The organism is Micromonospora sp. NPDC002575, assembly GCF_042889525.1.
Taxonomy (GTDB): domain Bacteria; phylum Actinomycetota; class Actinomycetes; order Mycobacteriales; family Micromonosporaceae; genus Micromonospora; species Micromonospora carbonacea.
Window position 1 is genome coordinate 150,374 of sequence record NZ_JBIARA010000005.1, and the last position, 21,262, is coordinate 171,635.

General features: G+C 71.9%; 18 protein-coding genes, 1 tRNA gene and 4 pseudogenes. 15 read left to right on the top strand and 8 right to left on the bottom strand.

Going from position 1 to position 21,262, the window contains the following annotated elements; genetic code table 11:
* Positions 1-55: 55 nt before the first annotated feature.
* Positions 56-802: a hypothetical protein gene (locus tag ACFYWL_RS10460; RefSeq protein ID WP_386970137.1), complete on the bottom strand. Its 747-nt coding sequence runs from the start codon at positions 800-802 to the stop codon at positions 56-58.
* 84 nt (positions 803-886) lie between these two features.
* On the opposite strand from ACFYWL_RS10460, the gene ACFYWL_RS10465 reads away from it, so the two are divergent.
* Entirely contained in the window at positions 887-1,417 is a 531-nt protein-coding gene (locus tag ACFYWL_RS10465; protein WP_386970140.1) for a peptidylprolyl isomerase, read from the top strand.
* 64 nt (positions 1,418-1,481) lie between these two features.
* Entirely contained in the window at positions 1,482-2,393 is a 912-nt protein-coding gene (locus ACFYWL_RS10470) for a rhomboid family intramembrane serine protease (protein ID WP_386970143.1), read from the top strand.
* Positions 2,394-2,729: 336 nt separating this feature from the next.
* Here ACFYWL_RS10470 and ACFYWL_RS10475 read toward each other — a convergent pair whose 3' ends face one another.
* The gene (locus tag ACFYWL_RS10475) at positions 2,730-3,227 is read right to left on the bottom strand and encodes a PH domain-containing protein (protein WP_386970145.1); all 498 of its coding nucleotides are present in this window, start codon (positions 3,225-3,227) and stop codon (positions 2,730-2,732) included.
* A gap of 127 nt (positions 3,228-3,354) precedes the next feature.
* On the opposite strand from ACFYWL_RS10475, the gene ACFYWL_RS10480 reads away from it, so the two are divergent.
* The 6 genes from ACFYWL_RS10480 to ACFYWL_RS10505 all read left to right on the top strand — a co-directional run bounded on the left by ACFYWL_RS10480 (position 3,355) and on the right by ACFYWL_RS10505 (position 9,127).
* Entirely contained in the window at positions 3,355-4,527 is a 1,173-nt protein-coding gene (locus ACFYWL_RS10480) for a thiolase family protein (protein WP_386970148.1), read from the top strand.
* A 59-nt stretch (positions 4,528-4,586) separates the two neighbouring features.
* Entirely contained in the window at positions 4,587-5,621 is a 1,035-nt protein-coding gene (locus ACFYWL_RS10485) for an aminoglycoside phosphotransferase family protein (protein WP_386970151.1), read from the top strand.
* 80 nt (positions 5,622-5,701) lie between these two features.
* On the top strand, positions 5,702-6,211 hold the full coding sequence (locus tag ACFYWL_RS10490; protein WP_386970154.1) for a hypothetical protein: 510 nt from the start codon (positions 5,702-5,704) through the stop codon (positions 6,209-6,211).
* 69 nt (positions 6,212-6,280) lie between these two features.
* Entirely contained in the window at positions 6,281-6,976 is a 696-nt protein-coding gene (locus ACFYWL_RS10495) for a response regulator (protein WP_386970156.1), read from the top strand.
* Positions 6,969-8,447: a sensor histidine kinase gene (locus ACFYWL_RS10500; protein ID WP_386970159.1), complete on the top strand. Its 1,479-nt coding sequence runs from the start codon at positions 6,969-6,971 to the stop codon at positions 8,445-8,447. The genes ACFYWL_RS10495 and ACFYWL_RS10500 overlap by 8 nt, the downstream gene beginning before the upstream one ends.
* 56 nt (positions 8,448-8,503) lie before the next feature.
* Entirely contained in the window at positions 8,504-9,127 is a 624-nt protein-coding gene (locus ACFYWL_RS10505) for a hypothetical protein (protein WP_386970162.1), read from the top strand.
* 69 nt (positions 9,128-9,196) lie between these two features.
* On the opposite strand, the gene ACFYWL_RS10510 is transcribed toward ACFYWL_RS10505, so the two are convergent.
* Positions 9,197-11,461 carry a hypothetical protein gene (locus ACFYWL_RS10510; RefSeq protein WP_386970164.1) on the bottom strand — a complete coding sequence of 755 codons (2,265 nt, stop codon included), beginning with the start codon at positions 11,459-11,461 and terminating at the stop codon, positions 9,197-9,199.
* A 124-nt stretch (positions 11,462-11,585) separates the two neighbouring features.
* Between ACFYWL_RS10510 and ACFYWL_RS10515 the strand changes: the two genes are divergently transcribed.
* Together ACFYWL_RS10515 and soxR are read left to right on the top strand one after the other, a co-directional pair.
* Positions 11,586-12,293 carry a glycosyltransferase family 2 protein gene (locus ACFYWL_RS10515; RefSeq protein WP_386970167.1) on the top strand — a complete coding sequence of 236 codons (708 nt, stop codon included), beginning with the start codon at positions 11,586-11,588 and terminating at the stop codon, positions 12,291-12,293.
* Between the two features lie 88 nt (positions 12,294-12,381).
* Positions 12,382-12,885, top strand: coding sequence for a redox-sensitive transcriptional activator SoxR (gene soxR / locus ACFYWL_RS10520; protein WP_178066854.1), 504 nt, complete (start codon positions 12,382-12,384; stop codon positions 12,883-12,885).
* Here soxR and ACFYWL_RS10525 read toward each other — a convergent pair.
* Positions 12,882-13,856, bottom strand: coding sequence for an NAD(P)H-quinone oxidoreductase (locus ACFYWL_RS10525; RefSeq protein ID WP_386970171.1), 975 nt, complete (start codon positions 13,854-13,856; stop codon positions 12,882-12,884). The genes soxR and ACFYWL_RS10525 overlap by 4 nt on opposite strands.
* A 198-nt stretch (positions 13,857-14,054) precedes the next feature.
* Between ACFYWL_RS10525 and ACFYWL_RS10530 the strand changes: the two genes are divergently transcribed.
* A tRNA-Ser gene (locus tag ACFYWL_RS10530) sits at positions 14,055-14,141 on the top strand.
* Positions 14,142-14,265: 124 nt separating this feature from the next.
* Here ACFYWL_RS10530 and ACFYWL_RS10535 read toward each other — a convergent pair.
* On the bottom strand, positions 14,266-14,463 hold the full coding sequence (locus ACFYWL_RS10535; RefSeq protein WP_386970174.1) for a hypothetical protein: 198 nt from the start codon (positions 14,461-14,463) through the stop codon (positions 14,266-14,268).
* 774 nt (positions 14,464-15,237) lie between these two features.
* On the opposite strand from ACFYWL_RS10535, the gene ACFYWL_RS10540 reads away from it, so the two are divergent.
* Positions 15,238-15,498, top strand: coding sequence for a hypothetical protein (locus ACFYWL_RS10540; protein ID WP_386970176.1), 261 nt, complete (start codon positions 15,238-15,240; stop codon positions 15,496-15,498).
* Here the strand turns inward: ACFYWL_RS10540 and ACFYWL_RS10545 are convergent.
* Positions 15,482-15,757, bottom strand: a pseudogene (locus ACFYWL_RS10545) (transposase); the annotation flags it as partial. The gene ACFYWL_RS10540 and the pseudogene ACFYWL_RS10545 sit on opposite strands and share 17 nt — an antisense overlap.
* 339 nt (positions 15,758-16,096) lie before the next feature.
* Between ACFYWL_RS10545 and ACFYWL_RS10550 the strand changes: the two are divergent.
* Complete coding sequence (locus tag ACFYWL_RS10550; protein WP_386970177.1) at positions 16,097-17,338, top strand: IS110 family transposase; 1,242 nt, start codon at positions 16,097-16,099, stop codon at positions 17,336-17,338.
* Between the two features lie 20 nt (positions 17,339-17,358).
* Here the strand turns inward: ACFYWL_RS10550 and ACFYWL_RS10555 are convergent.
* A pseudogene (locus ACFYWL_RS10555) lies at positions 17,359-17,975 on the bottom strand (IS5 family transposase); the annotation flags it as partial.
* 133 nt (positions 17,976-18,108) lie between these two features.
* On the opposite strand from ACFYWL_RS10555, the pseudogene ACFYWL_RS10560 reads away from it, so the two are divergent.
* Positions 18,109-18,597: pseudogene (locus tag ACFYWL_RS10560) on the top strand (GntR family transcriptional regulator); the annotation flags it as partial.
* Positions 18,594-19,290: pseudogene (locus ACFYWL_RS10565) on the top strand (HAD family hydrolase). The pseudogenes ACFYWL_RS10560 and ACFYWL_RS10565, both read left to right, overlap by 4 nt.
* A 118-nt stretch (positions 19,291-19,408) precedes the next feature.
* Here ACFYWL_RS10565 and ACFYWL_RS10570 read toward each other — a convergent pair.
* Positions 19,409-20,581, bottom strand: a complete 1,173-nt coding sequence (locus ACFYWL_RS10570; protein ID WP_386970180.1) for a hypothetical protein — start codon at positions 20,579-20,581, stop codon at positions 19,409-19,411.
* Between the last annotated feature and the right edge of the window lie 681 nt (positions 20,582-21,262).

The window sequence follows — 21,262 nt, forward strand, 5'->3', positions numbered from 1 at the left end:
CCCGCGGCGCGGGACGACGGGGGTCGTCGCCGCGCCGCGGGCGGTGGCACGAGGGTCAGCGACGGCCGCCGGAACCGGCCGTCTTCTCCTTGTCGAGCGCCTTGTCGAGGGCCTTGTCGAGGTTGTCGGCCGGGCGGCCGGAGGCGTCCCGGGCGCCCTCGGCGACCGAGGGAACCCTGTCGGTCGGGTGGACCACCGGCTGGGCGCCGGGCCGGGGGGCGGAGGAGTTGGCCGAGGGGGTCTCCACGACCAGGGTGTCCACCTCGTCGCGGGCCGGCTCCAGGGTGCGGGTCGGGTCGTACTCGGACCACTCCTGCTGCTCGCGACGGCGGCGCAGCGCCATGGCGCCGGCCAGGCCGGCGACCGTCCCGGCGGCCAGCAGGCCGACCATCGTGCCCCGCGAGCGCTTCTGCTTCCGCTTCGCCTTCATGCTCTTCGCCTTGACCTTCCTGCTCACGGCGGCCTGCCGCGCGGCGGCGGCCTTCTTTCCCGTGACGGCCTTGCCGGCCGCCTCGGCCTGTGCGTTACGGACTGCCAGGGCGAGCGGCGCGAGGGCCGCGACCGTCGACGCGAGACCGCTGGACGCCCGGTCCCGCACCACGAGGGCGGTCGGCGCGACGGCTCCCCGGGCCGCCTGGACCCGCGGGCCGACCGTGGCGCCGGCACCCTTGGCGGCGTACGTCGCAGCCTGCCGCAGGTGGCCGATGCCCTGGTTCAGCTCGACCCTCGCCAGCTGCCCCTGGGTCTTGCGCCGCACGATTCCAAACACGGTCCCACCTCCTGGGAGTTGTTCCTTCGTCATCCTCCACCTTCGGATGCCTCCGCACTGCCAGAACGGGCACATGGGAGGATCCGCATGGAACTGACCAACGACTGAGGAGTACCCGTGGCCGAGGCTGTCTACGCCACCTTGCACACCAACGCCGGCCCGATCCGGCTGGAGCTCTTCCCCAACCACGCGCCGAAGACGGTTCGCAACTTCGTCGACCTGGCCGAGGGCAACAAGGAGTACATCGACCCGCGCACGGGTCAGCCGGGCAGTGGGCCGTACTACGACGGCACGATCTCGCACCGGGTGATCAGCGGCTTCATGATCCAGATGGGCGACCCGACCGGCACCGGTCGCGGCGGCCCGGGCTACAAGTTCGGCGACGAGTTCCACCCCGAGCTGCGCTTCGACCGGCCGTACCTGCTGGCCATGGCGAACGCCGGGCCCGGCACCAACGGCTCGCAGTTCTTCATCACCGTCGGCCCGACCCCGCACCTGAACAACCGGCACACCATCTTCGGCCAGGTGGCCGACGAGGCGTCGGCGAAGGTCGTCGACTCGATCGCCAACACCCCCACCGGCCCGAGCGACCGTCCGCTCCAGGATGTGGTCATCGAGCGCGTCGAGATCGAGCGCACCCCGGCCTGACCGGCCGCGCGAGGTACCTTTGCTCGCATGACTGAGCGCCCCGTGGCACCGGGAGGCAGCCGCCGTGAGTGAGTCCCCGCCGACCACCCCGGTCTGCTTCCGGCACCCCGGCCGGGAGACGTACGTCCGCTGCACCCGCTGCGACCGGCCGATCTGCCCCGACTGCATGCGGGACGCCTCGGTCGGCCACCAGTGTCCGGAGTGCGTGGACGAGGGACGCCGCAGCGTGCGGCCGGCGCGCACCGCCTTCGGCGGCGGTGCCGCCGGCCGCCTCGGCTACGTCACCAAGGCGCTCATCGCGCTCAACGTGCTGCTCATGCTCCTGTCCATCGCCTCCGACCGGGGCGGGGACGCGCTGGCCGGCGGCTCCGGCTTCGGCGGCCTGATGGGCGGCAGCACCCCGCTCACCGACTGGGGTTCGGTGCTCGGGCAGGCCCTCTTCCCCGACGGCAGCGTGCACGGCATCGCCCAGGGCGAGTGGTACCGCCTGGTCACCGCGATGTTCCTGCACTACGGCATCGTGCACCTGCTGCTGAACATGTGGGCGCTGTGGGTGCTCGGGCGGTCCCTGGAGGCCAACCTCGGCCCGCTGCGCTTCCTCTCCCTCTACCTGATCGCCGGCCTCGGCGGAAACGTGGCGGCCTACCTGTTCAGCGCCGAGAACGCCACCACGGCCGGCGCGTCGACGGCGATCTTCGGCCTCTTCGCCGCGCTGATCGTGATCGAGCGCCGAATGGGGCGGGACATCTCCTCGGTGCTGCCGGTCCTGGTGATCAACCTGGTCTTCACCCTGACCGTGCCGGGCATCTCCATCCCGGGCCACCTCGGCGGCCTGGTGACCGGCGGGGCCATGGCGCTGGTGCTGGCGTACGCCCCCCGGTCCCGGCGGACGCTGTTCCAGGTCGCCGGCGCGGCCGTCCTGCTGGTGGCGCTGCTCGCCCTGGCGGTCGTGCGCACCCTGACGCTGCCCGGCTAGCCGGCCGGCCGATCTCACTCCGCGTGTTCCTCTGCTGGCCTGCCACCACGCCCAGCGCTCCCTTTGCTCTGCACCCATATGAGCGCCATCGGCCTGAGCTGCGGTGATGCGGGATGGTCAAGGGTGGGGGGTGGTGACGGCCGGTTGCGCTACGTAGACCGTTGCGTATCCGGGTGCAGAGCAAAGGGCCGGAACGGGCGGTTGGCCCCGCGCTGGCTCGTTGCTCTCCGTCACCGGGCCTGGCAGTGATCGTGGTGCCTCGGAGCGGCGTCAGCGAAAGGCGGAGCTGCCGCCGGGCCGGCGGCCGGACTGCGGCCTCGCCTCGGGCGCGACAGGTTAGGGGCGACCCAGCCCGCCCGGCCCGCCCACCTCGCCGGGTCCGCCCACCCCGAGCGACCGGGCGTGGGCGGCGCGCAGCGCGTCGGCCACCTCGCCGGGCGGGGCATCCAGGTCGTAGCGGCCGAACAGGTGCAGCGACTCGCCCGCGTCGATCTCCAGGACCTCGGTGGACAGGCCCAGCCGGGGCCGCCGGTCCACCGTGATCGCCTCGACGGCGGCCCAGTCGAGGCGACGTCGGCCCGCGAAGCCCCGGGCCACCGTGATCCCCGCCGGATCGACCGCGAGCCGCACCGGGGCCAGCAGGTCCCGCAGCGCCCAGCCGGCCAACCCGGCGGCCACCACCACGGCGAGCACCAGCCGCACCCGGTCGCCGTCGGCGAACACCAGCCCGAGCCCGACCAGCGCCGCCGCGCCGACCAGCTTCAGCGCCGCAAGGGCGGGCGGCACCCGCCACTGCCGGGCCGACGGCGATGCGGGGGTCAGTGCCGACTCCATTCCACCAGGATGCCAGCCCGGCCCGCCCGTGACAGGGGCCCGCCCCCGACCGGCCCGCCCGGCGCGGGGGGACGACCGGGCGGCGGAGGACGTACTATCGGGGCAGCCAGGTTACCGGGGAGTAAACATGAGTGACGCGGTCATCGTCGGTGCGGTACGCACCCCGGTCGGGCGGCGCGAGGGCAGCCTTGCCGCCGTGCACCCGGTCGACCTCTCGGCGCACGTGCTGCGCGCCCTCGCCGAGCGCACCGGGATCGACCCCGGGCAGGTCGACGACGTGATCTGGGGCTGCGTGTCCCAGGTCGGCGAGCAGTCCTGGAACGTCGCCCGCAACGCCGTCCTCGCCGCCGGCTGGCCCGAGACGGTGCCCGGCACCACGCTGGACCGGCAGTGCGGCTCCAGCCAGCAGGCCCTGCACTTCGCCGCCGCCACCGTCCTGTCCGGGCAGGCCGACCTGGTCGTCGCGGGTGGCGTCGAGTCGATGACCCGGGTGCCGATGGGCTCCAGCGTCGGCGGCGGCACGCCGTTCAGCGCCCAGGTCCGCGACCGCTACCGGGGCGTCGAGGGCTTCGCCGGCGACGAGCCGCTGCCGTTCAACCAGGGCGTCGGGGCCGAGCTCATCGCCGCCCGCTGGCACTTCTCCCGGGCCCAGCTCGACGAGTTCGCCCTCGCCAGCCACGTCAAGGCCGCCGCCGCCCAGGACGCCGGCGCGTTCGACCCGGAGCTGGCCCCGGTGGCGCTGGCCGACGGCGGCAAGTTCGCCGCCGACGAGGGCATCCGGCGGGACACCTCGCTGACCAAGCTGGGCGGGCTGAAGACACCCTTCCGCGCCGACGGCGTGGTCACCGCCGGGTCCGCGTCCCAGATTTCCGACGGCGCCGCCGCGCTCGCCGTCACCACCTCCGAGTGGGCCAGCCGCCACGGCCTGCGCCCGCTGGCGCGGGTGCACACCGCCGTGGTCGCCGCCGACGACCCGGTCACCATGCTCACCGCGCCCATCCCGGCCACCGCGAAGGCCCTGCGCCGCGCGGGGCTGGGCATCGAGGAGATCGGGGTGTACGAGGTGAACGAGGCGTTCGCCCCGGTGCCGCTGGCCTGGCTCGCCGAGACGGAGGCGGACCCGGAGCGGCTGAACCCGCGCGGCGGCGCGATCGCCCTGGGCCACCCGCTCGGCGCGTCCGGGGCCCGGATCATGACCACGATGCTCCAGCACATGCGCGACAACGGCATCCGCTACGGCCTCCAGACCATGTGCGAGGGCGGCGGCATGGCCAACGCCACCATCGTCGAGCTGCTGTGAGCGGGCGGGCGGGGGAAAACCCCTCGCCGGCCGCCCCGACGCTGCCTACCCTGCCCACCGTGACCGACGCACCGACGCCCCCCGCCGACGCGCTGGCCTCGCCCGCCGACGCGCCGACGCCGCCCGCCGACTGGGCCGACCCGCGCTGGCAGTCCCGCGTCCACGACTGGGTCGCCGGCCAGCTCGACCGGGCCGGCCGCCGGATCACCGGGCCGGTGGAACCCCGCCTCCGGCCGTGGTCGCTGGTGTGGCGGGTGCCCACCGACGCCGGCCCGTACTGGTTCAAGGCCAACAACGCCGGCACCCGCTTCGAGGCCGGGCTGCTCGACGCGCTGGCCCGGATCGCCCCCGGCCGGGTGCCCGACCCGGTGGCGACCGACGTCGACCTGGGGTGGTCGCTGCTGCCCGACGGCGGCGAGACCCTGCGCGACGCGGTCGCCCGGCACCGCGACCCGGCCGTCTGGGAACGCGTCCTTCCCCGGTACGCGGCGCTCCAGCGCGCCGTCGCGCCCCGGGCCGGCGAGCTGCTGGCCCTCGGCGTGCCGGACCACCGCCCCGAGGCGATGCCCGCCCTCCTCGCCGGGCTGCTCGACGACCCCGACGCCCTGCTCGTCGGCGCGGCGGGCGGCCCCACACCCGAGACGCTGGAGCGGCTGCGGGCGTTCGTGCCCGAGTACGCCGACCGCTGCCGCCGGCTCGCCGCGTCCGGCGTGCCCGCCAGCGTGCAGCACGACGACCTGCACGACGGCAACGTCTTCGCCGCCGACCACCGCTTCTTCGACTGGGGGGACGCCTCCGTCGCCCACCCGTTCGGGACGCTGCTGGTGACGCTGAACTCGGTGGCGCACTCCTTCGGGCTGCCCGACGGCGACCCGGTGCTGCTGCGGCTGCGCGACGCGTACCTCGAACCGTGGACCGACCGGCACGACCGGGCCGACCTGCGGGAGGCGGCGGGCCTCGCGGTCACGGTGACCAAGGTCAGCCGGGCGTTGTCCTGGCGGCGCGCGTTGAGCACGCTGGACCCGGCCCGCGCCGAGTACGCCGAGGCGGTCCCCGGCTGGCTCGCCGAGCTGTTCGAACCCGACCGCGTCTGACCGCCGCCCCTTCGCGCGTGGAAGTTCCGTAGATTGGCGGTTGCCCATATCAGGCGCGCGGCGGGCTCGTTGGTCACGTCATGGACGTCTTCTCCCGCACGTTCCTTCCGGCCGCCGCGGAGACCGGGCTGGCCGGGCAGGCCGTCAGCCGGCACGTGCCGGTCTTCCGCCGCTGCGTCGGCGCCGGTGACGCCACCGTCCTGGTAGCCCGGTGCGGCCGACCCGACCGGACGGCCGGCGAATACCTGCTGCTGCTCACCCACCGCCGGCTCGTGGTCACCCGGCAGACCCGGGTGCTGCACCGGCTCCGCCTGCACCTCAACGCCGAGCTGGGCGAGCTCAGCGACGTCACCTGGAGCGCCGACCCGCGCCGGTCGGCGGTCGAGCTGGCCGCCACGGCCATCGACGGCGTGCGGGAACGGTTCGTGATCCGCGTCCCGCACCCGAGGCAGGTGTGGCAGCTCGACGCGCTGCTGCACCATGCCTTCCGCACCCGGCTGCGCACCTCCCGGGAGCGGGTGGTGGCCGCCATCGGCGACGCGCCGACCGCCGCCCGGGGTGCCGCGTTCCGGCCCGTCGTGGTGCACTGACCGGGTCCTTACCTGATCCGAACATGTCCCGACGTCCCTCGGCGGGCGGTGGTCGGCAATCATGGTCCGGTGACCGTCGACGCACCGCAGCGCGGGCTGGTCCTCGTTGTCGAGGACGAGCCGGCGATCGCCGAGCTGGTCCGGCTCTACCTGACGCGGGACGGTTTCGGCGTACACCTGGAACGCGACGGCGCGGCGGGGCTGGCCGCCGCCCGCCGGCTGCGCCCGGTCGCCTGCGTCCTGGACATCGCCCTGCCCGGGCTCGCCGGCACCGAGATCTGCCGGCGGCTGCGCGAGGCCGGTGACTGGACGCCGGTGCTCTTCCTCACCGCGCGCGACGACGAGGTGGACCGGATCATCGGCCTGGAGCTCGGCGCGGACGACTACGTGACGAAGCCGTTCAGCCCGCGCGAGCTGGTGGCGCGGGTCCGCGCGGTGCTGCGCCGCACGGCCGGCGTGCCGGAGGGCGTCGAGCGGCCCCGGACGGTCGGCCCGGTCACCCTCGACCCGACCCGCCGCACGGTGACCGTGTCCGGCGAGCCGGTGCAGCTCACCTCCACCGAGTTCGACCTGCTCGCGCACCTGATGGCCCGGCCCGGCCGGGTCTTCACCCGCGAGGAGCTGCTGGCCGGCGTCTGGGGCTACGCGGCCCACTCCGGCACCCGTACGGTCGACGTGCACGTGGCGCAGGTCCGGGCCAAGCTGGGCGGGGCGGCCGGGGTGATCCGCACGCACCGGGGCGTCGGGTACGCCGCCGATGGCTGACCGGCCGGCGACGCCGGGGGAGTCCGCGCGGGCCCAGCCCACCGTCGCGCTGCCGGTGATCGGCCCGCGCCCGGCCGGCCCGCAGCGGCGTCGCCCCGGGCGTACGCTCACGGCCCGCGCGGTGCTCGTCACCTGCGCGGTCGCCCTCGTCTCGGTGCTGGTCACCGCGCTCGTGGCCGTCCCGCTGGCCGTGCGCGGTCAGGAGCGACGCGACCAGGAGGCCCTCGCGGCGCAGGCGCGGCTCGCCGCCGACGTGTTGCGCGTGCGGGCACCGCGGCAGCGGGACGCGGCGGGCGAACGGTTGATCCGCCAGCTCCAGGAGCAGGACATCGGCGTGTACGTGATCCGCGCCGGCGCGGTCGACCACGCCGGCCTGCCCCGGCAGGTCGTCAACCGGGTCGCCGCCGGCAACACCGTCTCCGGCCGGCGGCTGGTCTCCGGCGAACGCGCCCTCGTCGAGGGGCGACCGCTGGCCGGCGGGGACGGCGTGGTGCTGACCCGGCCCGCCACCCCCGGCCTGTGGGGGCGGGTCGTCCGGGGCCTCTGGCTGCCGCTGCTCGCCGGGCTGGCCGCCGGGCTGGCCGCCGGGATGCTGCTGGCCCGCCGGCTGGCCCGGCCGATCCGCGTCGCCGCGACCGCCGCCGCCCGGCTCAGCGCCGGCGACCGGGCCGTCCGGGTGCCGGTCGAGCCGCCCGACGAGGTCGCCGAGCTGGCCCTGGCCCTGAACGGGCTGGCCGCCGCGCTGGCCATGAGCGAGGACCGGCAGCGGGAGTTCCTGCTCTCCGTCTCCCACGAGCTGCGCACCCCGCTCACCGCCATCCGCGGCTACGCCGAGGCGCTGGCCGACGGGGTGATCGGCGCGGACGACACGCCGCGTACCGGGCGCACCATGCTGGCCGAGGCCGAGCACCTGGACCGGCTGGTCCGCGACCTGCTCGCGTTGGCCCGGCTGGAGGCCGCCGACTTCCCCCTCGAACCGGTGCCGGTCGACCTGGCCCGGCTGGCCGCCGACGCGGAACACACCTGGGCCGACCGCTGCGCCGCAGTGGGGGTGACGTTCCGCATGGAGATCCCCGACGGCGTGGTGCCCGCGTACACCGATCCGGGGCGCATCCGGCAGGTGGTCGACGGGCTGCTGGAGAACGCGCTGCGGGTCGTGCCCCCGGGTGCGCCGGTGGTGCTCGCGGCCCGGCCCGCCGGAGCCGACCCGGCGGCCGGCGGAATCCTGGAGGTGCGCGACGGCGGCCCCGGCTTCACCGACGACGACCTGGCGGTGGCGTTCGACCGGGGTGCGCTGCATGCGCGCTACCGGGGGGTACGCAAGGTCGGCAGCGGCCTCGGGCTGGCCCTCGCCGCCGGGCTGGTACGCCGGCTGGGCGGCGAGATCGCCGCCGGCCACGCCGCCGAGGGCGGCGCGGCGTTCACCGTGCGGCTGCCGGCCGACCCTTACCTGACCCGAACATCGCGCTGACGCCCCCTGAGCACCGGGGCGGGACGCTGGGACCCTCACCGACGAGAGGGAGACCAATGGCACGTCACGGATTCGCGGTCGCCGCCACCTCGCTGCTCGCGGCGGTCGCCCTGGGCGTCACGGGCTGCGGGCCGGCGCAGGTGGCACAGGACGCCTCCGGGGAGGTCGCGGTCGACGTGTCCGCCGCGCTGGGCGCGGAGGGGCAGGCGCTCGCCGCGCTGGGCTTCGACCCGGGCGACCTCGACCTGGTGGCCGCACCGGCCCCGGCAGGCGCGGCGGCCCCGGGGGCACAGTCCGGCTCGCCCGCGCCGGCCAGCGGCGAGCCCGACGCGAAGGAGCGGCGGGGCGAGCGGGCGCAGGAGTGGCGCAAGCGCCGGCAGGCGCGGGTGCTGCTGCGGAAGAAGAACACCCTGCACGGCGAGGTCGTGGTGGGCATGAAGGACGGCGGCACGAGGACCGTCGCCGTGCAGCGCGGCGAGGTCACCGCGATCGACGGCGACTCGATGACCGTGAAGTCCACCGACGGCTTCACGATGACGTGGACCTTCGGCGACGACCTGCGGGTGGTCGAGCGGCGCAAGACGATCCAGCCCGAGGCGGTGCGGGTCGGTGCGACGGTCGGCGTGGCCGGCGCGAAGGACGGCGACGCCGCCAAGGCGCGCCTCGTCCTGCTCAGGTGAGTAAGCAGGGGCCCCCTGTTAACGCATTCTGTTGCACAGGGGCCCCTGCAAACAACCAACCCCGCCGGGTCAGCCCGGCGGCAGCAGGGCGTAGCCGACGTAGCCCCGCCAGGCCAGCGTCCAGCCGGCGGGCACCAGGTCGGCGCAGACCTTCCGGCTGCCGGTGCAGACGATCGCGTCCGTCGAGGCCGGGTCGGCCGGCGGCCGGTCCGGCAGCACCGACTGGAGCGCCACCAGCTCGGGCGGCCGGCCGTCGGCGTCGCGCAGCAGGAGCCACCACGGGTACTCCCAGTTGTCGTTCTGCTGCACCAGCCCGATCCGCCGCGCGCCGCTGGCCCGGACCGCGTCGGCCGCCGCCCGGAACTCGTCGGCCCACTGTGGCCGGCGCAGGAAGCGGGTGTCCCACTCCGAGGTGGTGAAGACCGAGCCGGCCCCGACCAGCCGGCGCGGGAAGCCGTACGACAGGGCGAGCACCCCGGCCAGCGCGGACCCGGCGAGCATCGCGACCGCCAGCCCGACCGCCACCGACCGGCGGCCGGGTGCGGAGGAGGAGCCGCCCTCGGACCCCGGCTCCGGCGCGAGCCGGCGGCGCAGCAGCGAGTCGAGCCAGAGCCCGGCCAGCGGGGCCGCCAGGACCAGGGCGTACAGCAGCAGCCGGTTCCCCCACGGCTGCCACTTGATCATCGCGGTGTGCAGCGCGACGGCCGTCACCACCACGGTCGCGTACCCTCGCAGGGCGCCGGCCGAGGCCGGACTGACCCGGGTCGGTCGGGCCAGCGCCAGCACCGCGCCGACCAGCGCCAGCGTGCCGGCCAGCGGGAACGCCACCCGGTCCTCGTCGGGATACCAGGACGGCACCGGGAAGGTCTCCCGGCCGAAGGTGATGGCCCGGTCCTGGGGGTCCACGCCGATCGCCCGCGCCCCGGCCATGATCGCCTCGGCGGTGCCCGCGCGCACCGGCGCGAGCGGCGTGTCCAGCGCGGTGTGCCCGATCCGCAGGGCGTTGACCAGGACCGACGGCGGGTCGTGCCGTTCCATCGGGATGGACTCGCGCAGCCGTGGCGGCCCCAACGGGTGCCCGAACTCCGCCTGCACGCGGGCCAGGAACGGGCCGACCACCAGCAGGGCCACGAGCACCACCAGCACCGACCCGGCCACCGTCCGGGCCACGCCGCCCGCGCGGGACCCCGGTGCCCGCGGCGCGCCGCCGTCCGCCGTCGGCCGGGCGACGTCGTCCGCGCCGCCCGGGGCCGCCCGGTCGGCCCCGCCGGCCGGCAGACCGACGCGACCCGCGCCCACCAGGGCCGGCCGGGCCGGTCCGTCGACCCTGGCCCCGGCCCGCCGGTCGCGGTCCGCGCCCCGCCCGGTCCCGCCGACGTACGCCAGCCGGAGCTGGCCGATCCCCCAGAGCAGCAGCAGCGGGCCGACGCCGATCAATCCGCTGGTCTTCGTCACCGCGGTCAGCCCCGTCGCCGCGCCGAGCAGCAGCAGCGTGCCGACCCCGGCCCGCCGGCGCAGCCCGTCCAGGGCGAGGGTCGCCACGCAGGCCACCCAGGCGGCGCAGACCAGGTCGGTCTGGGTGCTGGTCGCCTGGAGCGCCACCATGGGCGTGGTGCCCAGCACGAACGCGGTGAGGAGCTGGGCGCGCCGCCCCCCGCCGAGCTGCGCCGCGATCCGGGCGACGGCCAGCAGGCAGCCCACCCCGGCGGCCCACTGGACCAGGTTGTACAGCGCGTCGCCGCCGGTGAACAGGCGCAGGTGCAGCAGCAGGTACTCCGCGCCGGGCGGGATCGTCACCTGCCGGTGGATCGCGGTGGGCCAGAACTCCAGGCCGCCCTGGGCCACCCAGTGCTCCACCTTCGGCAGGTGGTACGTCTGCGAGTCGAAGTTGTTCGGCTCGGCGAGGAGCGCGACCAGCAGCTCCACCAGGACCAGGCCGCCGACCGTGCCGGCGAGCAGGCGCTCGCCCCGCCGGGCCGTACGCCATCGGTCCGCCAGCCGGGCCCGGACGGCGGCCAGCCTCCGGGCGACGCCGGACCCGGTCGGCGCGCTGGTCCCGGTCGACGCGGCGACGCGGCGTCGCCAGGCCGCCGCCGCCACGGTGGCGGCGACGAAGACCAGCCACGCGACCGCGAACGCGGGCAGGGTCAACAGGCGCAGCGCGCCGAGCAGTTCCACCGTCAGCAGCGCGAACGCGCCGGTGACCACCGCGGCCCGGACCACGGCGAGGCGCAGCGGGGCGACGGTGTCCGGCCCGGCGGGGCGCAGCGCCACGGCGAGGGACGGGACGGCGACGAGCGGGGCCGCCACGAGCAGGGAGCCGGCTGCCGACATGGCGCGAAGTAAACACCATCGACCTGAACGCGCCGAGCCCGATGCCCGGCGGTGCTGCACCCCGCCGCGCTGAGCTGCCAAGCTAGGCTAGGCCCGACGTGTCACCGCCACCGTGGAGATTCCCGTGAAGCTCTCGATCCTCATGCCGGTCTACAACGAGGAAGAACGCATCGCGGATGCCCTCAAGCAGGCCCTGGCGGTCGACTACCCGTGCGAGATCGAGCTGGTCGTGGTCGACGACGGCAGCCGCGACGGCACCGGCGAGGTCCTCGGCCGCGCCGACGACGCCCGGCTGCGGGTGATCACGCACCAGCGTAACGCCGGCAAGGGCGCGGCCATCAAGACAGCGGTCGACAACGCCGAGGGTGAATACATGGTCATCCTCGACGCCGACCTGGAGTACGACCCGCAGGACATCCCCAAGCTGCTCGACCCGGTCCTCGACGGTCGTGCCACGGTGGTCTACGGCAATCGCACCTTCGGCAGCCACAGCGCCTACAGCTTTTGGTACGTGATGGGCAACAAGGGCGTCACCATGGCGGCCAACGTGCTGTTCAACTCGTACATCGGCGACCTGGAGACCTGCTTCAAGCTGATGCCGGTCGCGCTCTACCGGTCCCTCGACATCCGCTCGCGGGGCTTCGGCATGGAGGCGGAGGTGACCGGCAAGCTGCTGCGCCGGCGCATCCGCCCGTACGAGGTGCCGATCAGCTACCGCGCGCGGGGCCGCGAGGAGGGCAAGAAGATCACCTGGAAGGACGGCGTCGAGGCGATCTGGATCCTCGGCCGGGAGCGCACCCGCCGCCGTCCCGTGGGCGCCTCGCAGCACTGATCCCCGACAGTCCCGCCGTGGTGGCGGTCAGGCGGGCCGTGCCGATAGCCTGAGCGAGTTGAAGTCCACTTCAATTCAAGGCGACGTGATGCAGGAATCCCTGACCATCGGCCAGCTCGCCGCGCGCAGCGGGGTCGCGCCCTCGGCGCTGCGCTACTACGAGCGCCTCGGCCTCATCCGGGCCGACCGCACCGGCGGCAACCAGCGCCGCTACGCCCGCACCGAGCTGCGCCGGGTCGCGTTCATCCGCGTTTCCCAGCAGGTCGGCATCTCGCTGGAGGAGATCCGCGAGGCGCTGGACTCCCTGCCCGCCTCCCGCACACCCACGGCGGCCGACTGGGCCGAACTCTCCACCGCCTGGCGGGCCCGGCTCAGCGAGAAGATCCGCCTGATGAGCAAGCTCCGCGACGACCTCGACGGCTGCATCGGCTGCGGCTGCCTGTCGTTGCAGCGCTGCGTCCTCTACAACCCCGACGACAAGCTGTCCGGCGAGGGCCCCGGCGCCCGCCTCATGCTCCCCCGCCCCGAGCCCGCCGCCGGCCCCGCGCCCGCGACCTCCGCCTGCGGCGACTGCGCCCCCGCACCCGCCTAGACGGTCAACAGCACCTTCCCCACGTGGGCGTTGGACTCGACCAGGCGATGCGCGTCGGCGGCCTGAGCCATCGGCAGCCGCCGGTCGACGACCGGGCGGACCGTGCCGGCGGCGACCAGCGGCCACACCTGCTCGCGTACGCCCGCGACGATCTCCGCCTTCTCCGCCAGCGGGCGGGAGCGCAGCGCGGTGGCCGCCACCGACGCCCGCTTGGCCAGCAGCGCGCCCAGGTCCAGCTCCGCCTTCCGGCCGCCCTGCATCCCGATCACCACCAGCCGGCCGCCGGTGGCCAGCGCCGCCACGTTCCGGGCCAGGTAGGACGCGCCCATGATGTCGAGGATCACGTCCGCGCCCCGGCCGTCGGTGACCCGGCGGACCTCCTCGACGAAGTCCTGCTCCCGGTAGTCGATTGCGTGCGCCGCGCCCAGCCCGAGCAGCCGCTCGTGTTTCGCCGCACGGGCGGTCACCACCACCGTCGCCCCCAGCGCCGCGCCGAGCTGCACGGCGAACGTGCCGATCCCGCTGCCGCCGCCGTGCACCAGCAGCGTCTCGCCCCGCGCCAGCCCGGCGAGCCGCACGACGTTCGACCAGACCGTGCACGCCACCTCGGGCAGCGCCGCCGCGTCGACCAGGCCGACGCCGGCCGGCACCGGCAGCAACTGCCCGGCGGGCACGGCCACCCGCTCGGCGTACCCGCCGCCGGCCAGCAGCGCGCAGACCTCCCGGCCGACCTCCCACCCGGCCACGCCGGGACCGATCGCGCTGACCACCCCCGAGCATTCCAACCCGGGGTACGCGGGCGCGCCCGGCGGGGGAGGGTAGTGCCCCTGCCGTTGCAGCAGGTCGGCCCGGTTGACGGCGCTGGCCCGCACGTCGACGATCACCTCGCCGGGGCCGGGCTCGGGGTCGGGCACCTCCGCCCAGACGAGTGCGTCGGGTCCACCGGGCTCCGGGATCGTGATCGCGCGCATGGCCCAGTCATACCCGATCCGGTGCGCCCTCCACGTCCGGGCTGTCCGATCCGTCGCGCCGTCCACGTCCGGGCTGTCCGGTCCGGCGCCGCTCGGGCGCCGGTGGGACGGGAGCCGGGTGCCGGTGGGACGGCGAGTCGCGGGTTGGCCGGCTTCTGGCAGACTAGGCAGCGGTCGTGCCCCTCGGGGCGCGGGCCGGGAGGGTTCGCCTAGTGGCCGATGGCGCTGGTCTTGAAAACCGGTAAGGCAGCGATGTCTTCGTGGGTTCGAATCCCACACCCTCCGCTCACCTGGACAGCAAGAACGCTCCCTGACCAGCGCTAACGCCCGTCAGGGAGCGTGTCTATGGATGGTGAATCAGTCTCACTTCATCCCGCTCGGGGCCGCCGCGTCTCACTGGTCGTGTCGTTTACGTGTCGGCGTCTCCGGGCTCTCTCTCGGCCGCTTCCGGCTGTTCGGTGCCCAACGCTCCCTCGATCCGCTTCCGCGCCGCGTCATCCTGCCCATCGATGCACGACGCGTAGACCTTCAACAGCACATGCACGCTGTGCCCGGCCCACTGAGCAACCTGGGTGGCCGGCACCCCGACGTTGAGCCAGAGCGACACGGCCGCATGCCGCAGGTCGTACGGTCGGTGCGCCAGTGGTGACCGCTGCTGAACTGGCGTCAGCGCAGATCTCCCGCGCTTGCCGCCACGCTCGCAGATACGTGCTCTTGGACACTGGGGCCACCCGAGCGCCGGCAGCGTTGAACATCCGGCCGTTGGCGTCGCGACAGTGCTGCCGTAGGTGGTGTCGCAGGATGCGAACCAGTTCGGGGCAGGCAGGCACATCGCGGGTCGCCTTCTTGGCCCGGTGCTTCAACTCGCGGTCTTCCAGCGATTCGCCGCTGTCGCTCCAATCCTCGCCGACCTGCTGGGTGGAGCCGCTGAGGTGGAGCCACCCCCATCTCTGCTCGGGTAGCTCGCATTCGTCGGCGCGTAGGTGGATCACCTCGGACGGCCGGAGAGCGGCGAAGTACATGCAGGCGAAGAAGCCTTCCAAATGCGGGTCGCGCTTCCCGACCGTCGTAAGCAGAGCACGGGCTTGCTTCGGGTTGACCACCACCTTTCGGTCGACCTGATCGGTGTTCTTTGGCGCTTCGCCACTGGATGAAGTCAGGCGTTGGGCGGAACCCTCTCCGTGGCTCTCAGGGGGCCGTTTCCCGGTGTCGGACGGGCGGCGGGCGGGCCGGGGTGATGCCGGAAGGGGTCGGGTGACAGCGGACAGCAGGAATTCCGGGTGGGCGGACACGAAGGCGAAGGCGTGCTGCAGTTACGGATGGTGACGTCGCCCGGTCGCGGACGACGTGGCTGGTCGGTGACGGCGGATACTGTCGGGGCATGGTGCAGCAGCGGATCATGGTGGTCGATGATCGGGTGTATCGGCCTGCCGGGTGGTGGACTCCTACGGTGCATGCGCTGCTGGAGTATCTGCACGGGGTGGGGTTCACCTGCATTCCGAAGCCGTTCGGCGTGGTCGACGGCACGGAGGTTCTCGGCTTCATAGAGGGCGAGTCTGGGGCGGTTGGCTGGCAGCGGGCGGTGCCCGAGGCTGGTTTGCGATTAGGGCGTGTGTCGAAGTCGGTTACAGCCACTCGTTGATCGCGGCGATGTGCACGGTGGCCTCGTAGCGGACGGCGAGTTTGTCGAAGCGGGTCGCGACGGCACGGTGGCGTTTGAGTCGGTTGATGCCGCACTCCACGGCATGGCGCTGCTTGTACCGCTGCGGGTCGAAGGCCGGAGGCCGGCCGCCCTTCGACCCCTTCCTACGCCGGTTCGCGTCCTGGTCGGCCTTCGACGGGATCGTCGCCCTGATCCCACGTCGACGCAGATAGCGACGGTTAGCCTTCGACGTGTACGCCTAATGAGCGTGCAAGGGCTGGTCTTGCCCGGTGCTCGTTCGGAGATCTCGCGTTGTAGCCCGCGCGGTGAGCGCTTCGACAAGACCGATCCGACACGGCGGGTCCTGGCAGGACCGGCCCTTGCGCAGTGGTAGTCACTTGCTTGAGCCGCTCGCGTGGGCCACCTCTGGACAGGCCTGGATCATCGAATCCTTCGACAACGATGGAGGGCCACGCGGGCGTCCACGGTCACTTCAACGCTGGTGGGATGGTGGACCGAGAGTCCTTTCATTAGGTCGCGGCGTGATCGTGGCGGGCCCGCCCGAATCTCAGATATCACCTACGAGGGGTTGATGCCTATGACTGTTTACTGCGGAATTGACTGGGCCGAGGAACACCACGACGTCGCGATCGTCAACGACAGCGGCGGGTTGGTCGCACGGCTGAGAATCGGTGATGACGCGGCCGGTTACCGGCAGTTGATCGAACTGCTCGCCGACGCCGGTGACAACCCGCAACAGCCGATCCCCGTGGCGATCGAGACCTCCCGGGGTCTGCTGGTGGCTTGCCTACGGGCGACCGGCCGGCAGATCTACGCGATCAACCCGGTCGCGGTCGCTCGTTACCGAGACCGATACACCGTCTCACGCACCAAGTCCGACCATGTCGACGCGGTGGTCCTGGCCAACATTCTGCGTACCGACATGGCCGTGTACCGGCCGCTGCCCAACGACTCCGAACTCGTCCAGGCGATCGCAGTTCTCGCCCGTGCGCAACAAGACGCCGTATGGGATCGAACCCAAGCCCACAACAAACTGCGCTCACTGCTGCGCGAGTACTACCCGACGTTCCTACTGGCCTTCCGCGACGCCCGCGGCGGGATCACCCGCCCCGAAGCCCGCGCCGTACTCGCCACAGCGCCCACCCCCACCCAGGCAACGACCCTGACCCCAGACGACCTCGCCGACGCCCTACGACGAGCCGGCCGGCAACGAGGCGTCACCGCCGAAGCTGACCGACTGCACCAGGCCCTGGCCACCGCAACCCTGCACCAGCCACCCCTGGTCGAACAGGCCATGGGACGACAAGCCCTGGCCCTACTGCGCGCCTTGGACACCGCCTGCCTCAACGCCGAAGACCTGGCCACGGCCGCAGAACAGTCTTTTGATCAACACCCGGACGCCGAGATCATCACCAGCTTCGCAGGCCTCGGTCGACTCATCGGCGCCCGGGTACTCGCCGAGATCGGGGATGGCCGATCCCGCTTCGCTGATACACGAGCACTGAAATCGTATGCCGGTTCCGCCCCGATCACCCGCGCCTCCGGCAAGAGCCTGATCGTCATGCACCGACGAGTGAAAAATCAGCGCCTCGCCCACGCCAGCCATCTCTGGGCCTTCTCCGCCCTCACCGCCTCCCCCGGCGCCCACGCTCACTACCAACGCCGACGAACCGCTGGCGACGGCCACACCGCCGCCCTGCGCCACCTGTCCAACCGGCTCCTTGGCTGCCTTCACCACTGCCTGCAAACCCGACAGCTCTACCAGGAGACAACCGCCTTCACCCCACCTCAACCACAACAGCTACCCACCGCAGCTTGACACCAAATTGCGTGGGATGTCTTGTCCGCGAGGACCCGGTCCGGACGGGTCCGGGGCCGACCGCCGCCGAGACGGGGCACCCGAATCCCGTCGAGCACCGCAACGAACTGCGGGCTGTCCCCACGCTGCCCGCCGGTCAACACGATCGACAACGGCTTCTGCCCCTGCTCACACGCCAGGTGCACCTTCGTGGTCAACCCACCCCGCGACCGCCCGAGCGCATGATCGACCGGCTCCACCACGACCCCGCCCGGCGATTCGACCTGCAGATCCCCCTTTTCCGCGCCCCAGCGGCGTGCTGGTGCGCCCTGGCGACCGTCGAGTCCACCGACACGTCCCACGTGATACGCCCGGACGCGTCCGCGACGGCCTGCAACGCGGTCAGGATCCTCGCCCAGGTCCCGTCACGCTGCCAACGCCGAAACAGCGCGTACACCGCCGCCCAGGACCCGTAGCACTCCGGGACGTCCCGCCACGGGGCACCGACCCGTATCCGCCACCGAATCCCATCAATGAGCTGCCGCTTCGTCCATCTCGACGGCCGACCCGGCCTACGCCCCACGGGCAGCAACGGCTCCAACGCCACCCACTGCGCATCGGTCAGGTCATGCCGCCTCGTCACCGCTACAGTGGCCACGAGGTCTCCGGTGTTCGGGTTCTGCTTGGTCGCTGAACCAGATACCGGAGACCTCGCTACATCTCGAACACCAACACGCCAAGACCCTCAAGCCAACAGCTCACGCCCTGGCACCGACTTCGACACAGGGCCTAAGGTGCGTGTGGGCCGCCTGGCGCGGGAGACGATCGCCGTGCGGGTCCTGATCTCCGACATGACCGTGCCGATGGCGCTGCCCTCACGGGCCGAGACGCAGGCCGACGACCCGGCCGTGCGCGAACGCGCCGATCGGATCACCCGCCGGGCGGCGGACGGCATCATCGATCAGGTCACCGAGCTGGGCGACCTCGGCCTGATCCGGTCGGCCACCGTTGAGGTACGGATGCACCGGGCGTCCCCGCTGTTCAAGCTCTACATCTTGAACGGCGAGGAAGTCTTCTACGGCTTCTACCCGGTCGTGGAGCGCACCGTCTCGATCAAGGGTGAGCCCATCGCAATCTACGACCTGATGGGCAAGGACGTGCCGCTGTTCCACTACGCGGTGACCGACGACGACGCGTCCCACGGCACGCAGTTCGTGGAAGCTTCCCGCCACTGGTTCGACTCGGTGTGGTCGACCATCGCCTACCGGTACGACGGATGAACGCCGACCTCGGCCGACTGCTCGCCATGGCCGGCGCGGTACTGCTCGACTTCGACGGGCCAGTGTGCAGCATCTTCGCCGGATACCCGGCGCCGCAGGTTGCCGCCGAACTGGTCGACGTGCTGCGGCGGCACGGTGTCGACGTACCGCCGGATCTTGCCAGCGAGCCGGACCCGCTTGAGGTGTTACGTCGCACCGGCGCGACCGGCGACCAGGGCGTCACGCGGGTGGTAGAGGATGCGCTCTGCGCAGCCGAGCCCCCGGGCCGCCGAGACTGCCGAACCGACGCCATACGGCCGGGAAGTTATCGTGGCGGCACGGCAGGCCGGGATGCCGGTGGCGGTGGTCAGCAATAACTCAGCGGGCGCGGTGAGCGCGTACTTAACAGCGCATCGGCTCGCCGCGTACGTCTCGCCGGTGGTTGGCCGGGCGTACGCCGAGCCGGCCTGCATGAAGCCCAACCCGGAACCAATCCTGCAAGCCGTGGATGCGCTCGGCGAGTCGCCGGGCAGATGCGTCCTGGTGGGCGACTCAGTGTCAGACATCGAGGGGGCAAGGGCGGCAGGATCGCGGGTGATTGGCTATGCGAATCGGCCGCTCAAGGCCAAGGCATTCTGGGCGGCCGGTGCGGACACCGTAATCACCAGCATGGGAGCGATAGCAGCTTTACTGGTTGAGCTGGCCGGCGATTAGACCTAGGAAGCCCCGTAGGCCGTTGGGTTCGGGACGTCGATGCTGAGGGCAAGCTAGAAGCATCCTCGATGGAAAAGTACGTGACCGGAGTGGCCTCTGAGCAATCGATTATTTCAGGCTAGACGTCATGCCGATGAGCTTTTTGAGCTTTCCACAAAAAGTACATGTCATGCAGTTCCACCTGCTGACGTTCTTCAAGATTTTTCAGCAACTGAGGTAAAGGTGCGCCGATCGCGGCAGCTGCCCCAGCTGCCGCGATAAGCGGAAAGCCTCCGAGCGCACCCACGGCGGCACCGATTGCCCCGACGGTAACGCCAGCGACCGTCTTCCTGATCATCGCTCGACTGCTTGCCTCCAACTTGCGCTCGATATCCGCGACGCCAGGTCGAATTTTGTTCCGCCAGATCTCATCGGCAATTACTGAGGCCGGCTTTGATCCTGCTTTTTCTACGCCGGCCTGGATCGCTTCAGTTAGTACTTGACGGAAGCGTTCGAAGCTTTCGTATTCCTCTTCTCGCAGGCGGAGCAAATTTGCGGTGGGCATGGCACGCAGGATGGGGATATTTAGCTGCAAAGCAACGTCATCAGGGGATACTCCACGGCTACGGCGTAGCTCTTGAATCACAAAATCCGCTTGCGCGACGGATGCGAGGGGCGCGTCGAGCCGCTTGGCTGCCAGTGTCTCCTTCACTGTCGTGCGGACGATTCGGCTGACGAGTTGCTGGGCCATCCAGCGTTTACTGGGTCGGCGCTCCAATTTGAAAAGTGGGGTAAGAGTCGTCGAGAACATCGGATGCGTTAGATGTCCTCCCCAATGCCCTGGCGCCGGTTGGGTAATCTTCAGATGATCGGTCCGTACGACCTCAGCGACTACTTCTGAGAAAGCGCCCGGATCTGCGAGGTGCTCTAGACCGACCTCCGCGAGCTGTTCATCAATGTGGTCGTCGCAGAGGCACGGGTATTCCTTCTGCACAAACACAACGTACTTAGTCATTCCGATCGATCGAATGTAGTGCATCAGGGAGGCGTCGGCGGCTATAGTCCGGATTGCCCCCTCATCAAGGCCCTTCTCGTCCATGCGTTCAATCGACCTTGTGACGTAGTCTGCATTGAGGCCCTGCATGGCGACCAAGTCAAAGTAATGAAAGAGAGTGCTGAAGTCGAAGTCGAAGTTCGCCTTGCGGCAGGAGAGAGAGTGACAACTGCCCTCGCCGATGTCGAGTCCGGGCCCGGCAAAGACGGTGCCGCTCGGCGGGATGTCCGCGCTGCTGTCGGACTCGTGGGCGCTCACCGCTATCTCGTGGAGTCTGGCCAACGCATGCTTGTCGTTGAGACGGGCACGCGCTGAGGCGGCGCTACTGACCCCGAACTCGTCCATCCAGGGGTAGAACCAGTGAGTCTTGGCAGGCGTCCCATGCATCGTCCGGCGTCCCTTCGCATCGCGCTGACTGCCGCTAGGCCAAGGTGCATCGCAGGGCGGGGCAGTCATGAAGCCAATCCTGCCAGATCCTCGCCACCCAGGTGGAGCCGCGAATCTCCGCGCATTGGCAGGCTGCTACCGCTGTCCAAAGCTCTGATCGACTCAGACGGAGTTCGGTTAGCTGAGCAGCTCAGCGCCGCGATTGGGCTTCAAGCTGGTCCAGCCACGCCATGCCTCCGTACCGGCGCTGCTGCCCGGCACCGCTGGCAGTGGCGAACGCCGGGCAGCAGACTTGGAAGGCGTGTTGGGTTAACACAGCGCAGCTGTGGTGGGAATATCGGACGCCTCTGTGCCGAATACGTGCCCAATTTGACCGCCCTCGCCGGACTTGGTTGACGTTCACCCAGCTCAGCGGCAGGGCCCGGCCGGATGAGGCATGTCCCTCCGGAGGCGGGTGCGCAAGTCAGATCGCCCGCCGTGTCGTATCCGTGTCGGCGGGTGCGGGTGCAACCGCATAGCGGCAGGTCAGGGCCCTGCGCCGCGTGGTCTTGA

Bases quoted from the DNA above. Each gene is read 5' to 3' on its own strand.
- ACFYWL_RS10460 (WP_386970137.1), bottom strand. From the start codon at position 802: ATGACGAAGGAACAACTCCCAGGAGGTGGGACCGTGTTTGGAATCGTG.
- ACFYWL_RS10475 (WP_386970145.1), bottom strand. From the start codon at position 3,227: ATGGAGTCGGCACTGACCCCCGCATCGCCGTCGGCCCGGCAGTGGCGG.
- ACFYWL_RS10480 (WP_386970148.1), top strand. From the start codon at position 3,355: ATGAGTGACGCGGTCATCGTCGGTGCGGTACGCACCCCGGTCGGGCGG.
- ACFYWL_RS10490 (WP_386970154.1), top strand. From the start codon at position 5,702: ATGGACGTCTTCTCCCGCACGTTCCTTCCGGCCGCCGCGGAGACCGGG.
- ACFYWL_RS10500 (WP_386970159.1), top strand. From the start codon at position 6,969: ATGGCTGACCGGCCGGCGACGCCGGGGGAGTCCGCGCGGGCCCAGCCC.
- ACFYWL_RS10505 (WP_386970162.1), top strand. From the start codon at position 8,504: ATGGCACGTCACGGATTCGCGGTCGCCGCCACCTCGCTGCTCGCGGCG.
- ACFYWL_RS10510 (WP_386970164.1), bottom strand. From the start codon at position 11,461: ATGTCGGCAGCCGGCTCCCTGCTCGTGGCGGCCCCGCTCGTCGCCGTC.
- soxR (WP_178066854.1), top strand. From the start codon at position 12,382: ATGCAGGAATCCCTGACCATCGGCCAGCTCGCCGCGCGCAGCGGGGTC.
- ACFYWL_RS10525 (WP_386970171.1), bottom strand. From the start codon at position 13,856: ATGCGCGCGATCACGATCCCGGAGCCCGGTGGACCCGACGCACTCGTC.
- ACFYWL_RS10540 (WP_386970176.1), top strand. From the start codon at position 15,238: ATGGTGCAGCAGCGGATCATGGTGGTCGATGATCGGGTGTATCGGCCT.
- ACFYWL_RS10550 (WP_386970177.1), top strand. From the start codon at position 16,097: ATGACTGTTTACTGCGGAATTGACTGGGCCGAGGAACACCACGACGTC.